At 72.8% G+C, this 20219-nt stretch carries 22 protein-coding genes, 1 tRNA gene and 1 pseudogene; 19 read left to right on the top strand and 5 right to left on the bottom strand.

Annotated elements, in window-relative coordinates:
• Nucleotides 1-40: 40 nt before the first annotated feature.
• The gene (locus HUT10_RS14425) at nt 41-748 is read left to right on the top strand and encodes a carboxymuconolactone decarboxylase family protein (RefSeq protein ID WP_176171678.1); all 708 of its coding nucleotides are present in this window, start codon (nt 41-43) and stop codon (nt 746-748) included.
• Here the strand turns inward: HUT10_RS14425 and HUT10_RS14420 are convergent.
• Nucleotides 712-1161: a MarR family winged helix-turn-helix transcriptional regulator gene (locus tag HUT10_RS14420; RefSeq protein ID WP_176171677.1), complete on the bottom strand. Its 450-nt coding sequence runs from the start codon at nt 1159-1161 to the stop codon at nt 712-714. The genes HUT10_RS14425 and HUT10_RS14420 overlap by 37 nt on opposite strands.
• Nucleotides 1162-1185: 24 nt before the next feature.
• Between HUT10_RS14420 and HUT10_RS14415 the strand changes: the two genes are divergently transcribed.
• The 3 genes from HUT10_RS14415 to HUT10_RS14405 all read left to right on the top strand — a co-directional run bounded on the left by HUT10_RS14415 (nt 1186) and on the right by HUT10_RS14405 (nt 3968).
• Nucleotides 1186-2544 carry an MFS transporter gene (locus HUT10_RS14415; RefSeq protein ID WP_176171676.1) on the top strand — a complete coding sequence of 453 codons (1359 nt, stop codon included), beginning with the start codon at nt 1186-1188 and terminating at the stop codon, nt 2542-2544.
• Between the two features lie 23 nt (nt 2545-2567).
• Nucleotides 2568-3134: a carboxymuconolactone decarboxylase family protein gene (locus HUT10_RS14410; protein ID WP_176171675.1), complete on the top strand. Its 567-nt coding sequence runs from the start codon at nt 2568-2570 to the stop codon at nt 3132-3134.
• Nucleotides 3135-3197: 63 nt separating this feature from the next.
• Nucleotides 3198-3968, top strand: coding sequence for a hypothetical protein (locus HUT10_RS14405; RefSeq protein ID WP_176177823.1), 771 nt, complete (start codon nt 3198-3200; stop codon nt 3966-3968).
• On the opposite strand, the gene HUT10_RS14400 is transcribed toward HUT10_RS14405, so the two are convergent.
• The gene (locus HUT10_RS14400) at nt 3949-4893 is read right to left on the bottom strand and encodes a sigma-70 family RNA polymerase sigma factor (RefSeq protein WP_176171674.1); all 945 of its coding nucleotides are present in this window, start codon (nt 4891-4893) and stop codon (nt 3949-3951) included. The two genes, HUT10_RS14405 and HUT10_RS14400, sit on opposite strands and share 20 nt — an antisense overlap.
• A gap of 32 nt (nt 4894-4925) precedes the next feature.
• On the opposite strand from HUT10_RS14400, the gene dnaG reads away from it, so the two are divergent.
• The 3 genes from dnaG to HUT10_RS14385 are packed head-to-tail and all read left to right on the top strand — an operon-like array spanning nt 4926 to nt 8181.
• The gene (gene dnaG / locus HUT10_RS14395; protein ID WP_176171673.1) at nt 4926-6842 is read left to right on the top strand and encodes a DNA primase; all 1917 of its coding nucleotides are present in this window, start codon (nt 4926-4928) and stop codon (nt 6840-6842) included.
• Between the two features lies 1 nt (nt 6843).
• Nucleotides 6844-7365 carry a hypothetical protein gene (locus HUT10_RS14390; protein ID WP_176171672.1) on the top strand — a complete coding sequence of 174 codons (522 nt, stop codon included), beginning with the start codon at nt 6844-6846 and terminating at the stop codon, nt 7363-7365.
• Nucleotides 7366-7413: 48 nt separating this feature from the next.
• Nucleotides 7414-8181 (top strand): trans-aconitate 2-methyltransferase, encoded by a 768-nt coding sequence (locus HUT10_RS14385; RefSeq protein ID WP_176171671.1) that lies wholly within the window; start codon nt 7414-7416, stop codon nt 8179-8181.
• Here HUT10_RS14385 and HUT10_RS14380 read toward each other — a convergent pair.
• A complete protein-coding gene (locus HUT10_RS14380) occupies nt 8171-8341 on the bottom strand; it encodes a hypothetical protein (RefSeq protein WP_176171670.1) in 171 nt (56 codons plus the stop codon). The two genes, HUT10_RS14385 and HUT10_RS14380, sit on opposite strands and share 11 nt — an antisense overlap.
• 167 nt (nt 8342-8508) lie before the next feature.
• Between HUT10_RS14380 and HUT10_RS14375 the strand changes: the two genes are divergently transcribed.
• Nucleotides 8509-8581, top strand: a tRNA-Asn gene (locus HUT10_RS14375).
• A 268-nt stretch (nt 8582-8849) separates the two neighbouring features.
• Nucleotides 8850-9233, top strand: a pseudogene (locus tag HUT10_RS14370) (leucine zipper domain-containing protein); the annotation flags it as partial.
• Nucleotides 9234-9264: 31 nt separating this feature from the next.
• On the opposite strand, the gene HUT10_RS14365 reads toward HUT10_RS14370, so the two are convergent.
• On the bottom strand, nt 9265-10107 hold the full coding sequence (locus HUT10_RS14365; protein ID WP_176171668.1) for a maleylpyruvate isomerase N-terminal domain-containing protein: 843 nt from the start codon (nt 10105-10107) through the stop codon (nt 9265-9267).
• 338 nt (nt 10108-10445) lie between these two features.
• Between HUT10_RS14365 and HUT10_RS14360 the strand changes: the two genes are divergently transcribed.
• Nucleotides 10446-10775: an isoamylase gene (locus tag HUT10_RS14360; RefSeq protein WP_254896871.1), complete on the top strand. Its 330-nt coding sequence runs from the start codon at nt 10446-10448 to the stop codon at nt 10773-10775.
• Here the strand turns inward: HUT10_RS14360 and HUT10_RS14355 are convergent.
• Nucleotides 10667-11845, bottom strand: a complete 1179-nt coding sequence (locus HUT10_RS14355) for a response regulator transcription factor (RefSeq protein ID WP_176171667.1) — start codon at nt 11843-11845, stop codon at nt 10667-10669. The genes HUT10_RS14360 and HUT10_RS14355 overlap by 109 nt on opposite strands.
• 123 nt (nt 11846-11968) lie before the next feature.
• On the opposite strand from HUT10_RS14355, the gene HUT10_RS14350 reads away from it, so the two are divergent.
• The 9 genes from HUT10_RS14350 to HUT10_RS14310 all read left to right on the top strand — a co-directional run bounded on the left by HUT10_RS14350 (nt 11969) and on the right by HUT10_RS14310 (nt 20141).
• On the top strand, nt 11969-12700 hold the full coding sequence (locus tag HUT10_RS14350; protein WP_176171666.1) for an SDR family oxidoreductase: 732 nt from the start codon (nt 11969-11971) through the stop codon (nt 12698-12700).
• 197 nt (nt 12701-12897) lie between these two features.
• Complete coding sequence (locus HUT10_RS14345) at nt 12898-13374, top strand: hypothetical protein (protein ID WP_217709608.1); 477 nt, start codon at nt 12898-12900, stop codon at nt 13372-13374.
• Entirely contained in the window at nt 13371-14543 is a 1173-nt protein-coding gene (locus tag HUT10_RS14340; protein ID WP_176171665.1) for a zinc-dependent alcohol dehydrogenase, read from the top strand. Before HUT10_RS14345 ends, HUT10_RS14340 begins: the two co-directional genes overlap by 4 nt.
• A 104-nt stretch (nt 14544-14647) precedes the next feature.
• The gene (locus HUT10_RS14335) at nt 14648-14959 is read left to right on the top strand and encodes a DUF6204 family protein (protein WP_176171664.1); all 312 of its coding nucleotides are present in this window, start codon (nt 14648-14650) and stop codon (nt 14957-14959) included.
• A 98-nt stretch (nt 14960-15057) separates the two neighbouring features.
• Nucleotides 15058-15291 carry a hypothetical protein gene (locus tag HUT10_RS14330; RefSeq protein ID WP_176171663.1) on the top strand — a complete coding sequence of 78 codons (234 nt, stop codon included), beginning with the start codon at nt 15058-15060 and terminating at the stop codon, nt 15289-15291.
• 50 nt (nt 15292-15341) lie between these two features.
• Nucleotides 15342-16166 (top strand): DUF72 domain-containing protein, encoded by an 825-nt coding sequence (locus HUT10_RS14325; RefSeq protein WP_176171662.1) that lies wholly within the window; start codon nt 15342-15344, stop codon nt 16164-16166.
• A 114-nt stretch (nt 16167-16280) separates the two neighbouring features.
• Nucleotides 16281-16853: a VOC family protein gene (locus tag HUT10_RS14320; protein ID WP_176171661.1), complete on the top strand. Its 573-nt coding sequence runs from the start codon at nt 16281-16283 to the stop codon at nt 16851-16853.
• Nucleotides 16854-16873: 20 nt separating this feature from the next.
• Nucleotides 16874-17326, top strand: a complete 453-nt coding sequence (locus tag HUT10_RS14315) for a hypothetical protein (protein WP_176171660.1) — start codon at nt 16874-16876, stop codon at nt 17324-17326.
• A gap of 79 nt (nt 17327-17405) precedes the next feature.
• Nucleotides 17406-20141 (top strand): LuxR family transcriptional regulator, encoded by a 2736-nt coding sequence (locus HUT10_RS14310; protein WP_176171659.1) that lies wholly within the window; start codon nt 17406-17408, stop codon nt 20139-20141.
• Nucleotides 20142-20219: the final 78 nt, after the last annotated feature.

Here is a 20219-nt window from a genome sequence, read left to right as displayed (position 1 = left end):
GTAGCGCTACGCACGTTCGGCAAACTGAGGGAGCACGGACTTGACCACCACCGAAACACGGCCGGACCTCGCCGAGCTCGACCCGGTGTTCGCGCAGATGACCGAGGCGACCGCCGCGTACGTCCGGGCGATCCCCGAGCTGACCGATCGCGAGAAGACCTTCCTGAGCGTCACGGCCGATGTCTGCCAGGCGAGCCTGGGCTGCGCTTTCGAGGCTCACGTGCGAGCCGGGCTCGCGGCCGGGGTGTCCACAGGGGACATCCGCGAGCTGCTGCGGTTCGTCTCCTACGACTGCGGCTACCACGCCGCGGCCGCGGGGGTCGAGCGGATCGGCCTGCCGCGCCCGGACGCCGAACCCCTGGCTCCGGAGCTGGTGTCGACCGGCCCGGACGCGGCACCCAGCCCGCTGCCACCCGCGGTACGGGCCCGGGTGGCGGAGCTGGACCCGCACTTCGCCGGCTTCTTCGACCTGCAGTCGCGGATGCGGACCGGCCACGGACCCGGCACGCTCAGCGAACGCGAGCGCGGCCTGGTCAGCCTCAGCGTCGATGTCCACTACCAGACGCTGGCCGACACGTTCCGCACGCACGTCGGGCGCGCGCTGCGCGGTGGCGCGTCACCCGAGGACGTCCGGGCGGCGCTGCGGTTCAACGCCCAGTTCGGTGTCACGCGGGCGTGGCACGCGTGGGAGGCGGTGAACGAGATCCTGGCTCAGCCGAGCACCTCGTCCGCGAGCCGGCCGAGGTAGCCGGCGAAGCGTTCGCGGTCCTCCTCCGCCCAGTGGCCCACCAGCGCGTCGAACGCCTGACGCTGGTGGGCCTGCGAAGCCTCGAGGAACCCTTTCGCCGCCTCGGTCAGTGTCAGTACCGCCCGGCGCGCGTCACGCGTCGACGTCGCGCGCACCACGAAACCCTCCCGGGCGGCCTCGCTCACCATCCGGCTGGCCACCGAGCGGTCGATGCCCAGCTGGCGGGCCACGTCCGCGACCGTCACTTCGTCGCCCGTCGCGCCGGCGATCGCCTGGATCACGAACAGGTTCGGCACGGTCCACGACGGCGGGGCGTCGGCGGCGAAGCGCTCGACGACGTCCGGGGCCCATTGGCGCGCCCAGTGGCGGACCAGGCGGAAGAGGGCGGGGCCGCCGTCGCTTGATGTGTGCATAAGACACGTTATAACGTGTGCGTTATGCACACATCTCGGAACCTCGCCTACGCCGGTCTGCTGCTCGGCATGGCCGTGGCCCAGCTGGACGGCCTGGTCCTCACCGCGGCCCTGCCCTCGATCGGCGCCGACCTCGGGGCGCGCACCGGGCTGGTCGCGGTCACCGCCGCCGGCTTGCTGACCCTGACCGTCGCGACACCGCTGCACGGCCGGCTCGGTGACCTCCACGGCCGCCGGCTCTCCTTCGCGCTGTCGGTCGTCGTCTTCGCCGCCGCCTCCGCGTGGTGCGCCGCCGCGCCCGATCTCGGCTCGCTGATCGCCGCCCGTGCGCTGCAGGGCCTGGGCGGCAGCGGGCTGGTCGTCGCGGCGATGAGCGGGCTCGGCGAGCTGTTCGACCGCGACGAACTGCTGCGCCGCCAGGGCCGGCAGACCGCCGTCTTCGCGGCCGCCACCCTCGGCGGTCCGCCGCTGGGCGGCCTGCTCGCCGCCGGGCCCGGCTGGCGGTGGATCTTCCTGGTCAACCTGCCGCTCTGCGGGGCCGCACTGGTCCTCGGGCTGCGCGGGCTGCCCGCGAAACCGAAACGGGGCAAGGAAAAGTTCGACGTCCCGGGCAGCGTGCTGCTGGCGGTCGCGGGTGCGGCCGTCGTCGCGCTCGGCACCGTCGACGCACTCGCTCGGAGTCCACTGTGGACGCCGAGCCTGCTCGGGAGCGCCGTGGCCGCCGGGTTCCTGTTCGTCCGCCGCCAGCGCCGCACGCCGAGCCCGCTCATCTCGCCGAAGGTGTTCGCGGACGCCGTCCTCAAGCGCGCGGTGGTGGTCAACGGCCTGGCGGGCGCCGCGCTCTACGGCACCTTCACCTACGTCGCCCTGGTCGCCGCCTCGGGTGCGGGCGCGGCGGGCACCGGGCTGCTGCTCGTCGCCATGACCGCGGGCCAGCTCGTCCTGTCGACGTCCTTCGCCGCGCTGGCCCGGCGGCACCCGGACATGACGGCGTGGGGCCGGTTCGGCTGCCTGCTCGGCACGGCCGGGCTCGCCGCGATCGCCGTCGCGGCGGCCGTCGGCGGCACGCCGTGGCTGCTCGCGCCGGGCTTGTTCGCCATGGGGGCGGCCTTCGCCGTCTGCACGTCCGCATACACGGTCCTCGGCCAGACCCGGGCCGACCGGGCGCTGCTCGGCGTCACACTGGGGTCGCTGACCTTCGCCCGGCAGGCCGGCGGCCTGGCCGGGGCCGCGGTGTTCGGCTGGCTCGCGCTGGCCACCACCGGCGGGCTGGCCGCGCCGGGGCTCACGGTCGTCTTCGCGGTGGCGGCCGTGACGATGCTGGTGGCGTGGCTCACTTCGCCGGCTGTCACGTCCGCCGATGCCGTCTCGTCCAGCTCGTAGACACACGGACGAAGGAGACCGAAATGCCGCGCATCCCCGCCAAGAAGACGTCCGAGGCCGGGCTCTTCCTCAAGCTCGCCTACCGGTTCGCCGGCCGCCGCTACGGCGCGGTGCCCGAGCCGATGGCCGTCGCCGCGCACCACCCCGGCCTGCTGCGGGCCTCCGTGGTGCACGAGCTGCTGGCCGAGCGGGCGTCGAAGAAGCTCCCCGCGAACGTGCGGGAGCTCGCCGTCTACCGGGTCGCGACCCGGATCGGCTGCTCGTGGTGCGTCGACTTCGGCACCATGCTGCAGAAGCACGACGGCCTCGACATCGAACGGCTCACGAAGATCGACGACTACGCCACCTCACCCGCGTTCAGCCACCAGGAGCGGCTCGCGATCGCCTACGCCGACGCGATGTCGGCCGACCAGGTGACGGTGACCGACGAGCAGGTCGCCGAGCTCGAGCGCGAGTTCGGCCGCGAGGGCGTCCTGGAGCTGACCTACCAGATCGCGCTGGAGAACTCGCGGGCCCGGATGAACAGCGCGCTCGGCCTCGTCGACCAGGGCTTCACCTCCGGCGACGCGTGCCGGGTCCCGCTCCCGTAGGAGGCCGCGAACCTGACCCCGGTGGGACGCGCCGCCGGGGTCCGCCGCGAGACCGTGCTGCGCATGCACCTCGTCGCCAGTGAACGGATCAAGCTCTTCAGCATCGCCACGCCCTGGGTGTGCGGCACCTTCACCGTGGTCGCGCTCGTCATGCCGGCCGCGATCGCCGCGCTCAGCGCCGGTGAAGCCCACCTGCCGCCCACGGTCGCCAGCACCCAGTTCGGCGCCCAGCTCGCGCTGGTCGCCGTGCTGGTCCTGGCCGCGCTGGCGGTGACCAGCGAATACCACTCCGGCACGATCCACGGCACCTTCCAGGCCGTGCCGAGCCGGACGCCGGTGGTGCTGGCCAAGGCCGCGCTCGTCGCCGGGTACGCCTTCCTGCTCGGCGAAGCCGCCGCGTTCACCGCCTGGCTGGTGGCGCGGGTGCTCGCCCCGGACGCCGACCTGGCCCTGGACAGCGCCGCCGACTGGCGGATCGTCGCCGGGACCGGCCCGGTGTTCGCGCTGGCCGCCGTCTGCGGAGTCGGCGTCGGCCTGCTCCTGCGGCACACCGCCGGCGCGGTCGCGCTGCTCGTCGCCTACCCGCTGATGGCCGAGAACGTCGTCCTGCTCATCCCGCGGGCCGGGCAGGCGATCCACCGGTGGCTGCCGCTGAACGCCGTCGCGAAGTTCCTCGGCGGGAACGGGGAGGCGAACGCGGGCCGGGACGGCGGCAATGCCGCGGTCCTCTCCGACTCGCCGCTGAGCCCGGGCTGGGCCCTGGCCTACTTCGGGGCCTTCGCCGCCGTCCTGCTGGCCGCCGGGATCGTTGCGGTCAAGCGCCGGGACGCGTGATCCGGGCCAGCTTGTCGGGGTTGACGACGTCGTAGATCGCCACGATCTTCCCGTCGCGGATGCTGACCGCCTGGACGTGCTCGTCGAGGTCGAAGAAGCCGTCCGGGCCGGGCTGCGGGGCCAGGTGCACGCCCAGGTCGCCGTTGACGAGCACCGGCGTGCCGCCGGTGAGGACCCCGGGCGCGTACTTGCCCGTGAGGCCGATGAAGAACCGGGCGATCTTGTCCGCGCCGACGATGAGCTGGCGCGTGGTCCGGCCCTTGCCGTTCGAGTCGCCGATGAGCACGACGTCCGGGGCCAGCAGCTCGGTCATCGCCCGGATGTCGCCCTGCTGCAGGGCGGCGACGAACTTCTCGAGGAGCTTCGCCTGGTCCTCGAGGGGTACGCGCGGCGCGGGGTCGGCGTCGGCGAGGGCCTTGCGGCCGCGGGAGGCGTGCTGGCGGGCGGCGTCGACGGAGACGCCGAGCGCGTCCGCGATCTCGGCGAAGGGCACAGAGAAGGCGTCGTGCAGCACGAACGCGACGCGCTGCTCCGGCGTCAGCTTGTCGAGCACGACCAGCGCGGCCATCCGCAGGCCGTCGTCGCGGACGGCGATATCCAGGGGGTCTTCGCTCACCGGCCGCCCGAACGGCGTCACGACCGGCTCCGGCAGCCAGTTGCCCACGTACTTCTCGCGCTGCGCGGCGGCCGACTTCAGCCGGTCGAGGCAGATCCGGCCGACCACCGTGGTCAGCCAGCCGCGCAGGTCGCGGATCGCCGCCCGGCCGGCGTCGTCCAGGCCGGCCAGCCGGAACCAGGACTCCTGGACCGCGTCCTCGGCGTCGGCGCGGGTGCCGGTCAGCCGGTAGGCGACGCCGATCAGGTGGGACCGGTGCGCGGCGAACTCCGCGGCGAGCGTGTCCTGGGCGGTGGGCGTGGAGGCCATGCCCCGAGTGTGCCGCAACCGGCAAAGCTAGAGTGGTTGACGTGGCAGGACGGATTCGGGAGAGCGACATCGCCGAGGTGCGCGAGCGGAACCGGATCGACGAGGTCGTCGGGGAGTACGTGGCGCTGCGCCGCGCCGGTGGGGGCAGCCTGAAGGGCCTCTGCCCGTTCCACAACGAGAAGACCCCGTCGTTCAACGTCCGGCCGACGCACGGCACCTTCCACTGCTTCGGCTGTGGCGAGGGCGGTGACGTGATCAAGTTCATCCAGAAGATCGACCTGATCTCGTTCGTGGAAGCCGTCGAGCGGCTGGCCGACCGCGTCGGCATCCGGCTCACCTACGAGGGCGGCGGCGCGACGATCCAGCGCGACCGCGGCAGCCGCACCCGGCTGGTCGAGGCCCACCGGCTGGCCCAGGAGTTCTACGCCGAGCAGCTGGTCACCGACGAGGCGCGCCCGGCGCGGGACTTCCTGTCCGAGCGCGGGTTCGACGCGTCGATGGCGAAGACGTTCGGCTGCGGGTACGCACCCGGCGGCTGGGACAAGCTGACGAAGTTCCTGCTCAACCGCGGGTTCGAGGTCAAGGAGCTGCTCACGGCGGGGCTGTCCAAGGAGGGCCAGCGCGGCCCGATGGACCGGTTCCACCGGCGGCTGGTCTGGCCGATCCGCGACGTCGGCAACGACGTCGTCGGCTTCGGCGCGCGGCGGCTGTTCGACGACGACCGGATCTCGGCGAAGTACCTCAACACCGCCGAGTCGCCGATCTACAAGAAGTCCCAGGTCATGTTCGGCCTCGACCTGGCCAAGCGCGAGATCGCGAAGCGGCACCAGGTGGTCGTGGTCGAGGGCTACACCGACGTCATGGCGATGCACGCTTCCGGTGTGCCGACAGCCGTGGCGTCGTCCGGCACCGCGTTCGGCGAAGACCACATGAAGGTGCTTCGCCGGCTGATGATGGACGACGACGCCTTCCGCGGCGAAGTCATCTTCACCTTCGACGGTGACGAAGCAGGTCAGAAGGCCGCGCTGAAGGCGTTCGAGGGCGACCAGACGTTCGCGGGCCAGACGTACATCGCGGTCGCGCCGGACGGCATGGACCCGTGCGAGCTGCGCCTGGCCAAGGGCGACAGCGCGGTGAAGGACCTGGTCGCGCGGCGCACCCCGCTGTTCGAGTTCGTCATCCGCAGCACGCTCAAGAACTACGACCTCGACTCGGTCGACGGCCAGGTCGCGGCGCTGCAGAAGACCGTGCCGCTGGTGGCGTCGATCAAGGACCGCGCGGCCCGCGACGGCTACGCCTCGAAGCTCGCCTGGTGGGTCGGCTGGCAGGACGTCGCCCAGGTCGTCAACCGCGTCCGCGGGGCCGCGGGCGCGACCGACAAGCGCGGCGGGGCACCCGCCCGCCAGCCCGGGCGCGCCCAGCAGGCGGCGCCGGCCGCGCCGACGCAGGACGTCGCCCGCCCGGCCCCGAAGGATCCCCGGTTCGCCGTGCAGCGCGAGGCGTTGAAGGCCGCGCTGCAGCAGCCCGCGATCGCCGGGCCGGAGTACGACGCGCTGCCGCTGGAGGCCTTCACCCACCCGGTGTACGTGGCCGTCCACGAGGCCGTCCTGAAGGCCGGTGGCGCGGGCTCGGGCCTGACCGGGCCGGCGCTGCTGGACGCCGCGGCCCCGCACTGTCCGGAAGGGACGGTCCGGCGCGTGCTGTCCGAGCTGGCGGTGGAACCGTTGCAGGCCAAAGACGAAGTCGACTCCCGGTACATCTCGTCGATCCTCGCGCGGCTGCAGGAGGGGCTCGTCGGACGGCAGATCGCGGAGATCAAGGGCAAGCTGCAGCGGCTGTCGCCGGTCGAGGCGCCGGACGACTACCGAGCGCTGTTCGGCGACCTCGTCGCGCTGGAGCAGTACAAGAAGTCGCTGGGCGAGCAGGCGGCCGCCGGCGCGTGGAGCTGAGATGAGTTTCCTGCGCCGTCTCCTCGGCGACCGCACGCCCGAAGGGTTCACCGGATCGCTCGCGCCGGGCGAAGAAGTCGTGGAGAGCGCCCCGGTCGAGGGCGGCGGCCACCTGGTCGTCACGGCCCTGGGCCTGTGGATCCCGGCCGAGGGCGGAGAACGCCGGGTCGGCTGGCACCTGATCGGCAAGGCGGCCTGGGCGGACGGCGTCTTCACGCTGACCGAGTCGGCGGAGGTGGGCACGGCCGGAGCGGCGGTCGTCCTGGCCGACCTCCCGCCGGTGCGCTTCCGGCTGCCGGCGCCGGGCAAGCTGCCGCGCGAGGCCTACCAGCGCGTCGAGGGCTCGATCCGCTCGCGGCACCGGCAGGAGATCGGGGCCGGGGGAGCGTGGTTCGTCCAGCGCAAGGTGCCCGGGCGCGACGGCACCGTGCTGCAGGTCCGGCCGGACCCCGGCACCGACGTCGAGCTGGTCGAGGCCATCGCCGAGCAGGCCGCCGCGAAGCTGGTCAACCCGGCGGAATAGCAGTACGCTCGTACTCAGTACAGGCGTACTGTTATCCGGGAGGCTCTGGTGTGGGATCCGGGCAAGTACCTCGACTACGCCGACCTGCGCGCCCGGCCGTTCTACGACCTGGTGTCCCGCATCGGAGCTGCGGCCCCCCGTCGCGTCGTCGACCTGGGCTGCGGCCCCGGCAACCTGACGGTTTCCCTCCGTGACCGCTGGCCGTCGGCAGCGCTGGAGTGCAGCGACAGCTCACCCGAAATGGTGGCGGCAGCCCGCGCCCGGGGCTTGGACGCGGAGCAGCTCGACATCCGCGACTGGAAGCCGGCGCCCGACACCGACGTCGTGGTGTCGAACGCCGTCCTGCAGTGGGTCCCCGACCACGCCGCGCTGCTGCGGCGATGGGCGTCGACGCTGCCCGAGGGGGCGTACCTGGCGGTGCAGGTGCCGGGCAACTTCAACGCGCCTTCGCACGCGCTGACACGCTCGCTGGCGGCGTCCCCGGCGTGGGCGTCCCGCTTGGCGGAGGTGGCCCTGCGCGAGGACGACGCGGTGTCGACGCCGGTGGAGTACGCGAACCTCCTGGCCGACGCGGGCTGCGACGTCGACGCCTGGGAGACGACGTACGTCCAGCCCCTGACCGGGCCGTCACCGGTGCTGGAGTGGATCACCGGGACGGCGTTGCGCCCGATCCGCGCAGCCTTGGCCGACGCGGAGTGGGAGCAGTTCCGCGCCTCGCTGGCCCCGCTGTTGCGCGAGGCCTACCCACCCCGGCCGGACGGAGTGACGTGGTTCGAGTTCCGCCGCGTGTTCTTCGTGGCTCGGGTCAGCGCTTGATCTTCTCCCCGATCTTCGCGCGGGCCACCCCGGCAGCGCCTTGGACCATCGGGTGGTCGACGACCCGGCGGTAGGTGCGCACGAGCTGCTCGTACCGCCCCCGGCCTGCCTTGGCGCCCAGTACGTACCCCAGGCCTGCCCCCAGCAGGAACTTCTTCATCCGCGTCCACGCCTTCCGTCGTTAGGTCGTCCGACTGTCCATTGTCCAGGAAAACCGCGCGAGCGGGGGCGGTTGCGCTAAGTGGGGGGTGGTGCACGGGGCTTCGGGGGCATGGTCTAAAGTTCTTCTCGTCGGTCGGAGAGACCGGCACCGGAAGTGAGCAACATTCCCCTGTAGCTCAACTGGCAGAGCATTCGGCTGTTAACCGGAGGGTTCTTGGTTCGAGTCCAAGCGGGGGAGCGCAAGACCCAGGTCATCGACCTGGGTCTTTTTGCTATCCGGGAGCAGGGGGCGATCCCGTGGCTGCTCTGACGAGCGTCCGGCCACGGCACTCGTCCCCATGGGCCGCAGGCAAACGGCTTCAACCGCGCCGCGTCCCCGACCTCACACGTCCGCCCTGCTAGGTGTACTTGGCCAGGACGTTGGTGGCGGTGGGTCGTGGTTGACGTGGGGAGGGCCTCCGGTTGAGGTGTGGCTTGTCTAGGACCCACGCCAACCGGAGGCTCTCGTGTCTCACCGTAACGCCCGGACCACCTTTCTGGGCCGGTTGCTGATCGTCCAGCGTCACCAGGCCGGATGGCCGCAAGCGCACATCGCATCTGCGATGGGGATTTCCCGCAAATGCGTGAAGACCTGGCTGGACCGCTACGCCAGCGAGGGCGAGCCCGGTCTGCGGGACCGATCCTCACGCCTGCATACCTCACCACGACGGACCAGCGACGAGCTCGAAGCGCGGATCGTCGCGTTGCGGCAGCGTGAACGCCGCGGACCGGCCTGGCTGGGCTGCGAGCTGGGTGTCCCGGCACGGACGGTGTCACGGGTACTGGCCCGCCACCAGATCCCGCGGCTGGCTGCGCTGGACCCGATCACCGGGCAGGTGATCCGGGCCAGCCGACTGCCACCAACCTAATGGCCACATACAGCTAGGGCATGTGCACCGTGCGGAGGAACTCCGGCAGCCGCCACGGGCGGCGGCCGCCTACGCGGACCTTGCCCGTCCCGACCGCTCTCAGGGGGGAGATGCGGCCGAACATCATCGGGACCAGCACGGCCGGGTCGAAGGTGAGGCGGACGTCGGCTGTGCCGTCGGGTTCCTCCGCCCGGAGGCCTCCGTTCTGCAGCACCATCACCACCGGCGTCGTGTACGCCGAGCGGAACTCGACGGCGATCCGGCGCGGCGACGGCTTGGCGTAGTCCAGCAGGCTTCCGATGTCGTTGCGGACCATGCCGACGAAGAACAGCTCGAGGAACGACGCTTCGTTCGCCGGGTCGATCCGCCACGGCGCGCCGCTCGCGCGGGCGATGTCCCAGCCGTGGATCTCGAGCTCGTTGATCAGGTGCGCGAGCAGGCCGGCCACCGGCACGCGGCTGCCGCCCAGCCACCAGACCGGCTTGTCCGGGTCGAAGTCACGGGTGACCCGCAGGACCTCCGCGACGTCCGCGCGCAGGCGCTCGGCGAGCCGCCGCGGGTCGCGCTCGGGGTAGGCGGTCATCGCGATCTCGTTCATCGCCGAGACCGTCTCGATGTTCGCCGACGCCATCGGCGCTTCCAGCTCCGGCAGCGGCAGCGGGCCGCCGTCACCCCCGGCCATCACGGTGTAGACGAGGGCGATCCAGCCGACGTGCGCGGCGGTCTCGGCCACCGACCACTTGCCGACGGCCTTCGCGTGCGGGTCCGGCGCGTTCTCCACGGCCGCCGCGAACCGCTCGCCCGTCGCGGCGAAGGCCGCGCGCACCGCTTGCCACTGCGCGAGGGGGATCGTCATGGTCCGACGGTAACTCCCGCGGTGCCGGAGCCGGCTCTCCCAAACTGCGGTTTTCCGCGCCAGGCGGGGAAAACCGCGGCGGTAACCCCGTGACGCCCGAGCTCAGCTCCGCACCCGCTCACACGATCGGGGCTACCCCGGGCGCCACGACTCCCGCCCACACAGTTGCCCACCGTGCTCAGGCCCACCGTCCGTGCCGTCTGCGTTCGGACCTGCGAGCTCGACCGGGTGATCACCCCGGCGGCGGGGGAACGAAGTGCGGTGCGGGAATGGCATCATGGACGCGCTCAGCGTCGAGCGCCCGGTCTCCCATGGACACACCGAGAGGCTATCGCCGAGTGATCAAGATTTGCCGAGGCCGCGACGGGAACGGCGCGAAACGCATCGTCTTCAGCCTGCCTGCCGACGAGCCTCCCGGCCGCGTCAGCGTGGTCGGCTCGTTCAACAACTGGACGCCGGGCCAGCACCGCCTGCAGTCGCACACCACCGGGCGCCGTTCGGCCACCGTGGAGGTCGCCGCCGGTGTCGCCGTGCAGTTCCGCTACCTCGGGGAGAACGGCTACTGGTTCGACGACCCCGACGACCCGGACGTGCTCGGCCCGGTCGACGGCGCACCGGTCCGGCGGTCGCCGCGCTCGGCGGGTACGGGAGCAGAAGCCTCGCGCTGATCGGGCCCGTCGTCCGCGGTGGCCGGATGCCGACCGGCGCTGCGGTGGAAATCCTCGAGCGCGTCGAGCCGGGCGGTCCGCCGCTGCCAGGCGAGCCAAGTGCCGGTCTGGGTGGCGATTCGTGTCAGCTCGCCCCGCGTCGCCTGACTGGGTTCCTGTCTCGCCCGTGAGCGGTGGGTGGACAGCACACCGACACAGCCGTCCCGGTCGGTCAGCATCGGGGTGCTGTGCACCGTGCGGACCCGTTCGGCGTCGAGCGCGTCGCGCCCCATCGGGTCGAAGATCTCACTTCGGGTGATGTCGGGGATCGACACGGGTTCCCGCGTCGACAACGCGAGGGCACACGCGGTGTTGTCGCCTTCGACGTGGGCGAAATGCGTCACGAACGCCTGCGTGAATCCCCGGGAGACCACGATGTCGAGGCCGCGGCCGCCGGCCGGGACGAGCTGCAGGTCCCCTTGCCGGGTGTCGGCGCGCTCGGCCGACGCGTCGAGCGCCGCCGTCAGCACCTGCGCCAGGTTCGAAGGCCGCTCGGGCAGGAAGGTCAGTTCCGGGCCACGCCGCCAGTCGCGGCGCGGGAACCAGCAGCCGTCGCCGTCGGGGCGGGCGACCGCGAGGAGCGCGGCGGCGAGGTCCGCCACTCCGAGCCCGTGGCGCTCGGCCACCTGGCGCAGCAGCCGCGACGCCACCGTGAGGCTCGGCAGCCGGTAGCGTTCGTAGAGGATGCCGGACGCCTGGTCCAGCGTCTTGAGGGTGCGGGCCGCCGCCGCGGACTCGTGCAGCTGCGCGCGCAGCCGGGTGAGCTCTCGCCACAGCGCCCCGTCGGCGCGCGCGGGAGCGCCGGGAGGCGATTCCGCCACCTCCCGGGCGGCCAGTGCGGCGAGGTCCGCTCGCCGCTGCACACCGAATTTCGCGGACAGGGCCGCGACCTGACTCGCCACGGTGCGTCTGGAGACGTTCAAGGCGTCGGCGATCTCGCCGTCGGTCAGCTGTTGCCCGACCCCGAGCAGGACGGTGCGCTCGCGCGGGGTGAGCAACAATCGCGCGAACCCGTCGGCCGGTGGCGGCATCTTTCCCACTATCGTTGGGTGGCCGCGCGAGGGCAAGGTGCGGTACTCGGTTTGCCGCGTCGGCAGATCGCCCGCGACTCTCGCCGCCCGGCGGCCTCGGAGGCAGGAAGCCATACTGGCGGCATGCGGATCTTGATCACCGGGGGCACCAGCGGTCTCGGGTGGGCGATGGCGAAGGCACTCCGCGCCGACGAACATCACGTCGTGCTCACCGGTCGCGAAGCCGATCGCGCGGCGGCGACCGCGGCCGGGATCGGGGCGAACGGGATCGCGATGGATGTGCGCGACCCGGACTCGGTGCGGGCCGGGCGCGACCGGGTGCTCGCCCTGTTCGGCGGGCTGGACGTGCTGATCAACAACGCCGGAATCGGGATGCGCACGGTCAACCCGCGGTTCCTGACCGAGCCGCAGCCGTTCTGGGAGGTGTCCGAGACCGGGTTCGACGACGTGGTCAGGACGAACCTGACCGGCTACTTCCTCGTCGCGAAGGCCTTCGTGCCCGACCTGCTCGCTTCGCCGAGCGGCCGGATCATCAACGTCACGATGAATCACGAGACCATGCGCCGCGCCGGTTTCGTCCCTTACGGCCCGTCTCGTGCCGGTGCCGAATCCCTATCCCGGATCATGGCCGCCGATCTCGCGGGCACTTCCGTCCGGGTGAACCTCCTGCTCCCCGGCGGCGCCACGGTCACCGGGATGATCCCGGACGGTGCGGTCGACACCTCGAGGCTGCTCCCGGCGGACGTGATGGCCGCTCCGGTGCGCTGGCTGTGCTCGCCCGCGGCCGACCAGGTGCACGATGAACGCATCGTCGCCACCGAGTTCGACGAGTGGCTCCGCCACCGGCGGAGCTGACGCCTTCCACGGTCGGGTGACTCGCCGAACGCGTGTCATCGCCATTGCCGCCGCGCCGGAACCAGGAATCAGAAAAAGCGCGCCGTCGCGTGTACCCGTGACGGCAGCGGGAATCTGAGCGCGGTCAAGGGCACTCGCCGGCTGAGCGTCCGGGACGTGCAGATGCGGATCACCGGCCTGGGGCGAGGAGACCAGAAATGACGGCGAAGATGCGGTTCGCGGAACTGGCGACCGTGGCGGGAATAGGAGTTGCGGGCATCAGCGCGGTGCGGCGCGCGATGTCCGGGCAGCGGAGTGAGGACGACGAAGCCGTGAACAGGTGGCTGGTCGTCACCGTCCTCCGATCGCCGGACGAAGTCGTCGCCGACGGGGCATTGCCCGCGCCGCTCCGGGAACTGGGCGACCTCGTGGAGGTCCAGGTCCGGCCCGCGCCTGGTGACAAGGGCACCGAACTCGCGGCCCGGCTCACCCGCCACGAACCGGCCTCGGCGTTCGCCCGCTTGGAGGGCAAGGACCCGCGCCAGCGGGTGCGTGTCGCGTTGCGCGAGGCCAAATCCCTTCTCGAGGTGGGCGAAATCGTCCACCCCGACGCGCCCGCGACCACCCATCCGGGCCCGCTCGGCCGTCTGCTGAGCCGGGCCACCCACATCGCACAAGGAGAGGGTCGGCTGTGAAGGCGCTGTGCTGGGAAGGAGTCAACGAGGTCCGGGTCGAGCAGGTGCCCGATCCGGAGATCCGCAACAACGGCGACGTGATCGTCAAGGTACGGGCCAGTGCGGCCTGCGGTTCGGACCTGCACCTGCTCGGCGGGTACATCCCGGCCATGCAGGCCGGCGACGTGCTCGGGCACGAGTTCCTCGGCGAGATCGTCGAGGTCGGCCCGGGCGTGCGGAACCGCAAGGTCGGCGACCGGGTCGTCGTGTGCTCGTTCGCCGGCTGCGGCAGCTGCTGGTACTGCACCCACGACCTGTGGTCCCTGTGCGACAACGCCAACACCAACTCGGGCATCACCCAGGCCCTGTGGGGCGCGGACGTGGGCGCCTGCTTCGGCTACTCCCACGCCCTCGGCGGCCTGGCCGGCAGCCACGCCGAGTACATCCGGGTGCCCTTCGCCGACCACGGCAGCTTCCCGGTGCCGGAGGGCCTGGACGACGACCTGGCCGCCGTGTTCGCCTCCGACGCGGGCCCGACCGGGTGGATGGGCGCCGACCTCGGCGGGGTGAAGCCGGGTGACGTCGTCGCGGTGTGGGGTGCGGGGGCGGTCGGGCAGGTCGCCGCTCGCGCCTCGGCGCTGCTCGGCGCCGAGCGGGTGATCGTCATCGATCGCATCCCCGAACGGCTGCGCCAGGCCCGCGAGCACATGGGCGCGGAAACCCTCGACTACACCCGGACCGACGTCGGCGCCGAGCTGCGTGAGCTCAGCGGCGGTCGCGGACCCGACGTGTGCATCGAGGCCGTGGGGATGGAGGCCCACAGCCCCGGCCCCGAGTACGCCTACGACCAGATCAAGCAGCAGCTGCGGCTGCAGAGCGACCGGCCCACGGCGCTGCGCGAGGCCATCATGGCGTGCCGCAAGGGCGGATCGGTGTTCTGCCTGGGCGTGTTCGCCGGCGTGGTGGACAAGTTCCCGCTCGGGGCGCTGATGAACAAGGGGCTGGTCTTCCGCGGCGCCCAGCAGCACGGGCAGCGCTACATCCCCGAACTGCTCGACCGCATCGCCCGCGGCGACCTGCCGACCCGGCACTTCGCGACTCACCCGATGACCCTCGACGAGGGGCCGAAGGGCTACGAGATGTTCAAGCACAAGCAGGACGGCTGCGTGCGACCGGTCTTCCAGTTCTGAGCGGACACCGGGCCTCATCGGCAGTCACCGGCGCCATTCCTTGAGGCTCCGGGTTCGGCGGAAACCGTTCTGCGCTTCGGCTCGGTCTCGATAGCCTGGCACCCATGCCGACCTATCGCGTCCTCGTCCGGGGCAAGTTCGACCGGCCGGCCGGCGCCGTCCGTGAGAAGCTCCTCGCCCGCGCGAGTGACGGGGATCTTTCCGAACTGTCGTTCAGCGAAACCGGGTCGCTCACCTTCCCCCGGCACCTCGGCGGCTTCACCTTCCGGGTGCTGGTCACGGCGGACGACGCGCAGGGCGCGCACGAGCACGCCCAGCTGGTCACCATGGAGCTGCTCGATCGCGAGGGCTACCCGTACCGCGACCTCACCGTCAGCTCGACCTGCCTCGACGACGTCCGGACCGCGCGCCGCTGATGGGCGATACTGCGCCCGTCTTCGAGTTCGCGGACCGGATCGCCGAAGTTGCCGATGGCTCGCGGTTTCACGGGTACCTCCACGTCACCGTTCCGGAGATGCTCACCCGCGATGGCACCACCTACGTCGACATGGTGTTCGCGCGCCCGGACCGTGACCTCCAGTGGCGGTACGAAGACCGCGCGGACCCCGGGACCGCCAGCGCGCAGCAGGAGCTGGCAGCCGCCGAGCTCGACTGGTACGGCGAGCGGTTCAGCCTGCACTGGCTGGACGGCGAGGCCGCCGTGCGGGTTCGGCGCGGTGTGTTCCACCATGGTGGCGAACGCGCGTGAAACCTGCCGATAGGAGCTGACGAGTGCCACGCCTGCACGTCGGGTGTGCGATGTGGACCCACAAAGCCTGGCCCGGGCGGTTCCTCGCGCCCTCCCTGCCCGCCAAGGAACGGCTGCGGGCCTACGCCGGCTGGTGCAACGCCGTCGAAGGGAACACCACCTTCTACGCCACCCCCGCGCGGGCCACCGTCGAGACCTGGGCCGAGCAGACCGGCCCGGACTTCCGGTTCGTGGTCAAGATCCCCAAGGCCGTCACGCACGAGCGCCGGTTCCAGGGGGTCGAGGCCGAGATGCGGGCCTTCCTCGACGCCGTCGAACCGCTCGGTGCGCGGGCCGTCCTGTGGACGCAGGTGCCCGGCTCCTTCGGGCCCGGCGACGTCGACGCTCTCCGCCGCTTCCTGCGGCGGCTTCCCACCGGGCTCCGGCGGGCCGTGGAAGTGCGGCACCCGGACTTCTTCACCGACCCCCGCTCGGCGTCGCTGCTCGAAGACGCTCTTGCCGGTGCCGAGGCCGAATGGGTGCCGTTCGACACCACCGTCTTCTTCGCCCGGCCTCCGGTCAGCGCAGCGGAACAGGAGGCCTGGACCCGGAAACCCCGGCTGCCGCGGCGGACGCGGGCGCTGACCGATCGGCCCGTGGTGCGGTACCTGGGGCGGGACTCCGCCGAGGAGACGGCCGCGGGGTGGGAGCCCTGGGCCGAGGTGGTCGCCGGCTGGCTGCGGGAAGGCCGGTCGCCGACGGTCTTCCTCCACACTCCGGACAACGACGACGCCCCGGCGCTCGCCCGCCGGTTCCACGACGACGTGCGGGCGCTCGTGCCCGGGCTCGACCCGCTGCCCGAACCGGAGCCGGTCGAGCCCGCGACCCTCTTCTGAACCAGGGACCCGGGCGGGGACCAGGGTGTCTCCCTGGGGCGAAGGGCACCCCTGGCGGACCACTCTGAACGTCGAGCGGCGCACCCGCCGCGAAGACACGAGGAGTTGCCGATCATGGACATGAAGCTCGAGGTCGTGGTCCTGCCCGTCACCGACGTCGACCGGACCAAGCACTTCTACAAGACACTCGGCTGGCGCGAAGACGCCGACATCGCCTTCGGGACCTCGCGGGTGGTCCAGCTGACCCCGCCGGGGTCGGCCGCGTCGGTGCACTTCGGCACCGGCATCACCGACGCCGCCCCGGGCTCGGTGCGCGGGACCTACCTGGTCGTCAGCGACATCGAGGCCGCGCGCAAGGAGCTCGCCGGGCTGGGCGTCGCCGTCAGCGAGGTGTTCCACCGGGACGAGACCGGCGCCTTCGCCCCCGGCGTGCACCCCGACCACGGCACGTACGGCTCGTTCGCCTCCTTCAGCGACCCCGACGGCAACACCTGGCTGATCCAGGAGATCACCACCCGGTTCCCGGGCCGCACCTCCGGCGTGACCTACGGCTCCGCCGAGGAGCTGGAGCACGCGCTGAAGCAGGCCGCGGCCGCCCACGGCGAGCACGAGAAGGAGACCGGGCAGTACGACGAACAGTGGCCGGCCTGGTACTCCCGCTACATGGCCGAGCACCAGGACGCCTGACCACTTCCAGGAGAAACGCGATGTCCACGATCCACCTGCGCCAGCTGACCACCGCCTCGCCCGAGCAGTTCCTCGCCGGGCTGACCGACTTCGGGCCGGAGCGCGCGAAGCTGTTCGGGCGCAGCGCGAACGAGTACCTCCGGGTGCACGACCAGGGCCCCGGCCACGCCGACGTCACCGAAGGGTCGGGCGGCATCTGGGAACGCCTGCGCTACGACTGGTCCGACCCCGCCCGGGTCGTCATGACGACCACCGACTCCAACACCTGGGGCGGCGCCTCCGGGCACACCTACACCTTCACCCGGCTGGCGGACGGGACGACGCAGGTCGACGCCGTGGTGGTGCGGGAGGGCAAGAACCTCAAGGGACGGCTGCTCGGGGCCCTGCTCGGCGTCCTGGGCAAGCGGGTCCTCGGCGGGGAGCTGGCGAAGACGGCGCGGGCCATCGAGGCGCGCATCGCCGACAACGCGTGACGCGCCGGCGCGCTGCGCTAGGGTTCGGCTCACCCGGCACGGTCGTCCCGCCGTTGCCGGCGGGCCGTGGGAGGTTGGCATGCCGGGGCGTGCGCCCGCGCTGATCGGCAGGCACGGCGAACGGGCCACGCTCGATCGCCTCCTGGCCGATGCCCGTGCGGAGCGCGGCCGGGTGCTGGTCCTGCGCGGCGAGGCCGGCATCGGCAAGACCGCGCTGCTGGAGTACGCGCACGAGCGGGCGAGCGGCTTCCGCGTCGCGCGCGCCGCCGGCGTCGAGGCCGAGCAGGTGATGGCCTACGCGGGACTGCACCAGCTCTGCGCGCCCTTCCTCGACCGGCTGGACCGGCTCCCCCCACCCCAGCGGGACGCGCTCGGCACGGCGTTCGGGCTGAGCGCCGGCGCCCGGCCGACCCGGTTCCTCGTCGGGCTGGCCGTGCTCACCCTGCTCGCCGAGGTGGCCGAGGACCAGCCGCTGCTCTGCCTGGTCGACGACGTCCAGTGGCTCGACCGGATGTCCGAGGTGGTCCTCACCTTCGTCGCCCGGCGGCTGCTCGCCGAGCGCATCGCGGTCGTCTTCGCGGTGCGCGAGGGCGGCCGCGAGCCCGATCTCGCCGGGCTGCCGGAGCTCCCGATCGGCGGCCTGGAGGAGGCCGACGCGGACGCGCTGCTGGCCTCGGTGCTCAAGGGGCCGCTGGACACCCGCGTCCGCGACCGGATCATCGCCGAAACCCACGGCAACCCGCTGGCGCTGCTGGAACTGCCCCGCACGTGGACCGCGGCCGACGGGGTCGGGGCGCCCGGGCACCTCGCCGGGCGCATCGAACACTGCTTCGTCCAGCAGCTCGAGCCGTTGCCCGCCGACACGCGGCGGCTCTTGCTCGTCGCCGCCGCCGAGCCGCTCGGCGACGCCACGCTGCTCTGGGGTGCGGCGGGCCGGCTGGGGCTCGGTGCCGACCCCGCCGCCGCGGCCGAGGCGACCGGGCTGATCGAGTTCGGCCGCCGGATCCGGTTCCGGCACCCGCTGGTGCGGTCGGCCGTCTACCGGTCGGCGCCGCCGCGGGACCGGCAGGACGTGCACCGGGCCCTGGCCGACGTCACCGACCCGGACCGCGACCCCGACCGCCGGGCGTGGCACCGGGCCCAGGCGACCGTCGCGCCGGACGAAGAGGTCGCGGCCGACCTCGAACGCTCGGCGGGCCGGGCCCAGGCCCGTGGCGGGCTGGTCGCCGCGGCCGCGTTCTTCGAACAAGCGGCGCTGCTGACCCCCGAACCCGCCCGGCGCGCGGACCGCGAACTCGCGGCGGCCACGGTCAAGCGGGACGCCGGCGCGCTCGAAGAGGCGCTCGGCCTGCTGGACTCGGTGGCGGCCGGGCCGCCGGACGCCGGGCGCGCGGCCGAAGTCGAGCGCCTGCGCGGGCAGCTCGCGTTCGACGACCGACGCGGTGGCGACGCGGCCCGCCTCCTGCTGCACGCGGCCGAACGGCTGATCCCGCTCGACGCCGGCCGGGCGCGCGAGACGTACCTGGAGGCGCTGGCGGCGGCGCTGTGGGCGGGCTCGGACCGCAGTGGTCTCGTCGCGGTCGCGGAAGCCACCCGGGCCGCCCCGCCGGCGCCGGTGCCGCCCCGCGCGGTCGACCTCCTGCTGGACGCCCTGGTCACCCGGTTCACCGACGGCTATCGCGCCGCGGCGCCGCTGCTGGCCACGGCGGTGGCGGCGGTCGGCCGCCTGGACGTCGGCGCGGAGGACGCCGGGCGGGTGCTGTGGCTGCTGGGCAACCGGGCCGGCGGCCTGGTCGCCACCGAGGCGGCGGACTTCGCGGCGGCACGGGCGTTCGCCGCGCGTCAGGTGCAGCTGGCGCGGGACGCGGGCGCCTTGGTGCAGCTGCAGTTCGCGCTCAACTTCCTCGCCGTGAACGAGCTGTTGGCGGGCGAGCTCACCGCGGCGGCGGCCTCGGTCGAAGAGGACCGCGCGATCGCCGACGTCACCGGGAACGCGCCGGTCGGCTACGCCGCGATGCTGCTCGAGGCGTTCCGCGGCCGGGAAGCCCAGGCGGCCGAGCTGCTCGACGAGACCGCGCGCCAGGCGTCGGCGCGCGGCCAGCTCCGGCTGGTGACCTTCGCCGACTACGGGCGGGCGGTCCTGTACAACGGCCTCGGCCGGCACGACGCCGCGCTGGCCGCGGCCCGCCGGGTGTTCGAGCACGACGTGCTGGGGTTCCAAGGCCTGGTCACGGCCGAACTGGCCGAGGCGGCCTCCCGGACGGGCGACGAGGAGTGGCTGGCGGCCGCGGCGGTCCGAGCCGCGGAGCGCGCCGAAGGCGCCGGGACGGCGGAAGCGCGGGGGATCGACGCCCGCGTGCGCGCGCTGGGCAGTGCGGAGGCCGACGCCCTGTACCGCGAGTCGATCGCGTGCCTGGAGGGGACGACGCTGCGCGTGGACCTCGCCCGCAGCCACCTGCTGTACGGCGAATGGCTGCGCCGCGAAGGCCGCCGCGTCGACGCCCGGGCGCACCTGCACACGGCCCACGAACAGCTGGCCGCGATGGGGCTGGCGGCGTTCGCCGACCGGGCCCGGCGCGAACTGCAGGCCACCGGTGAAACGGCGCGGAAGCGCACGGCGGAACCGACCGGCGAGCTGACCGCGCAGGAGTTCCAGATCGCCCGGCTGGCGGCGGAGGGGTATTCGAACCCGGAGATCGGCACCCGGTTGTTCCTCAGCCCGCGCACGGTCGAATGGCACCTGCGCAAGATCTTCACCAAGCTCGGGATCAGTTCACGCCGTCAGCTCCGGGACGCGGCTCTCGTGGGCGCATGAGCCCGGACTGGGCCGCGAAGCCGGAGCGGAACGCCTGCGGCGCGTCATCGAGGGGTGATGGCCCTCGCTCGCCGGCAG

Source organism: Amycolatopsis sp. Hca4 (genome assembly GCF_013364075.1).
Taxonomy (GTDB): domain Bacteria; phylum Actinomycetota; class Actinomycetes; order Mycobacteriales; family Pseudonocardiaceae; genus Amycolatopsis.
This window is presented reverse-complemented; position numbering and strand designations above follow the sequence as displayed.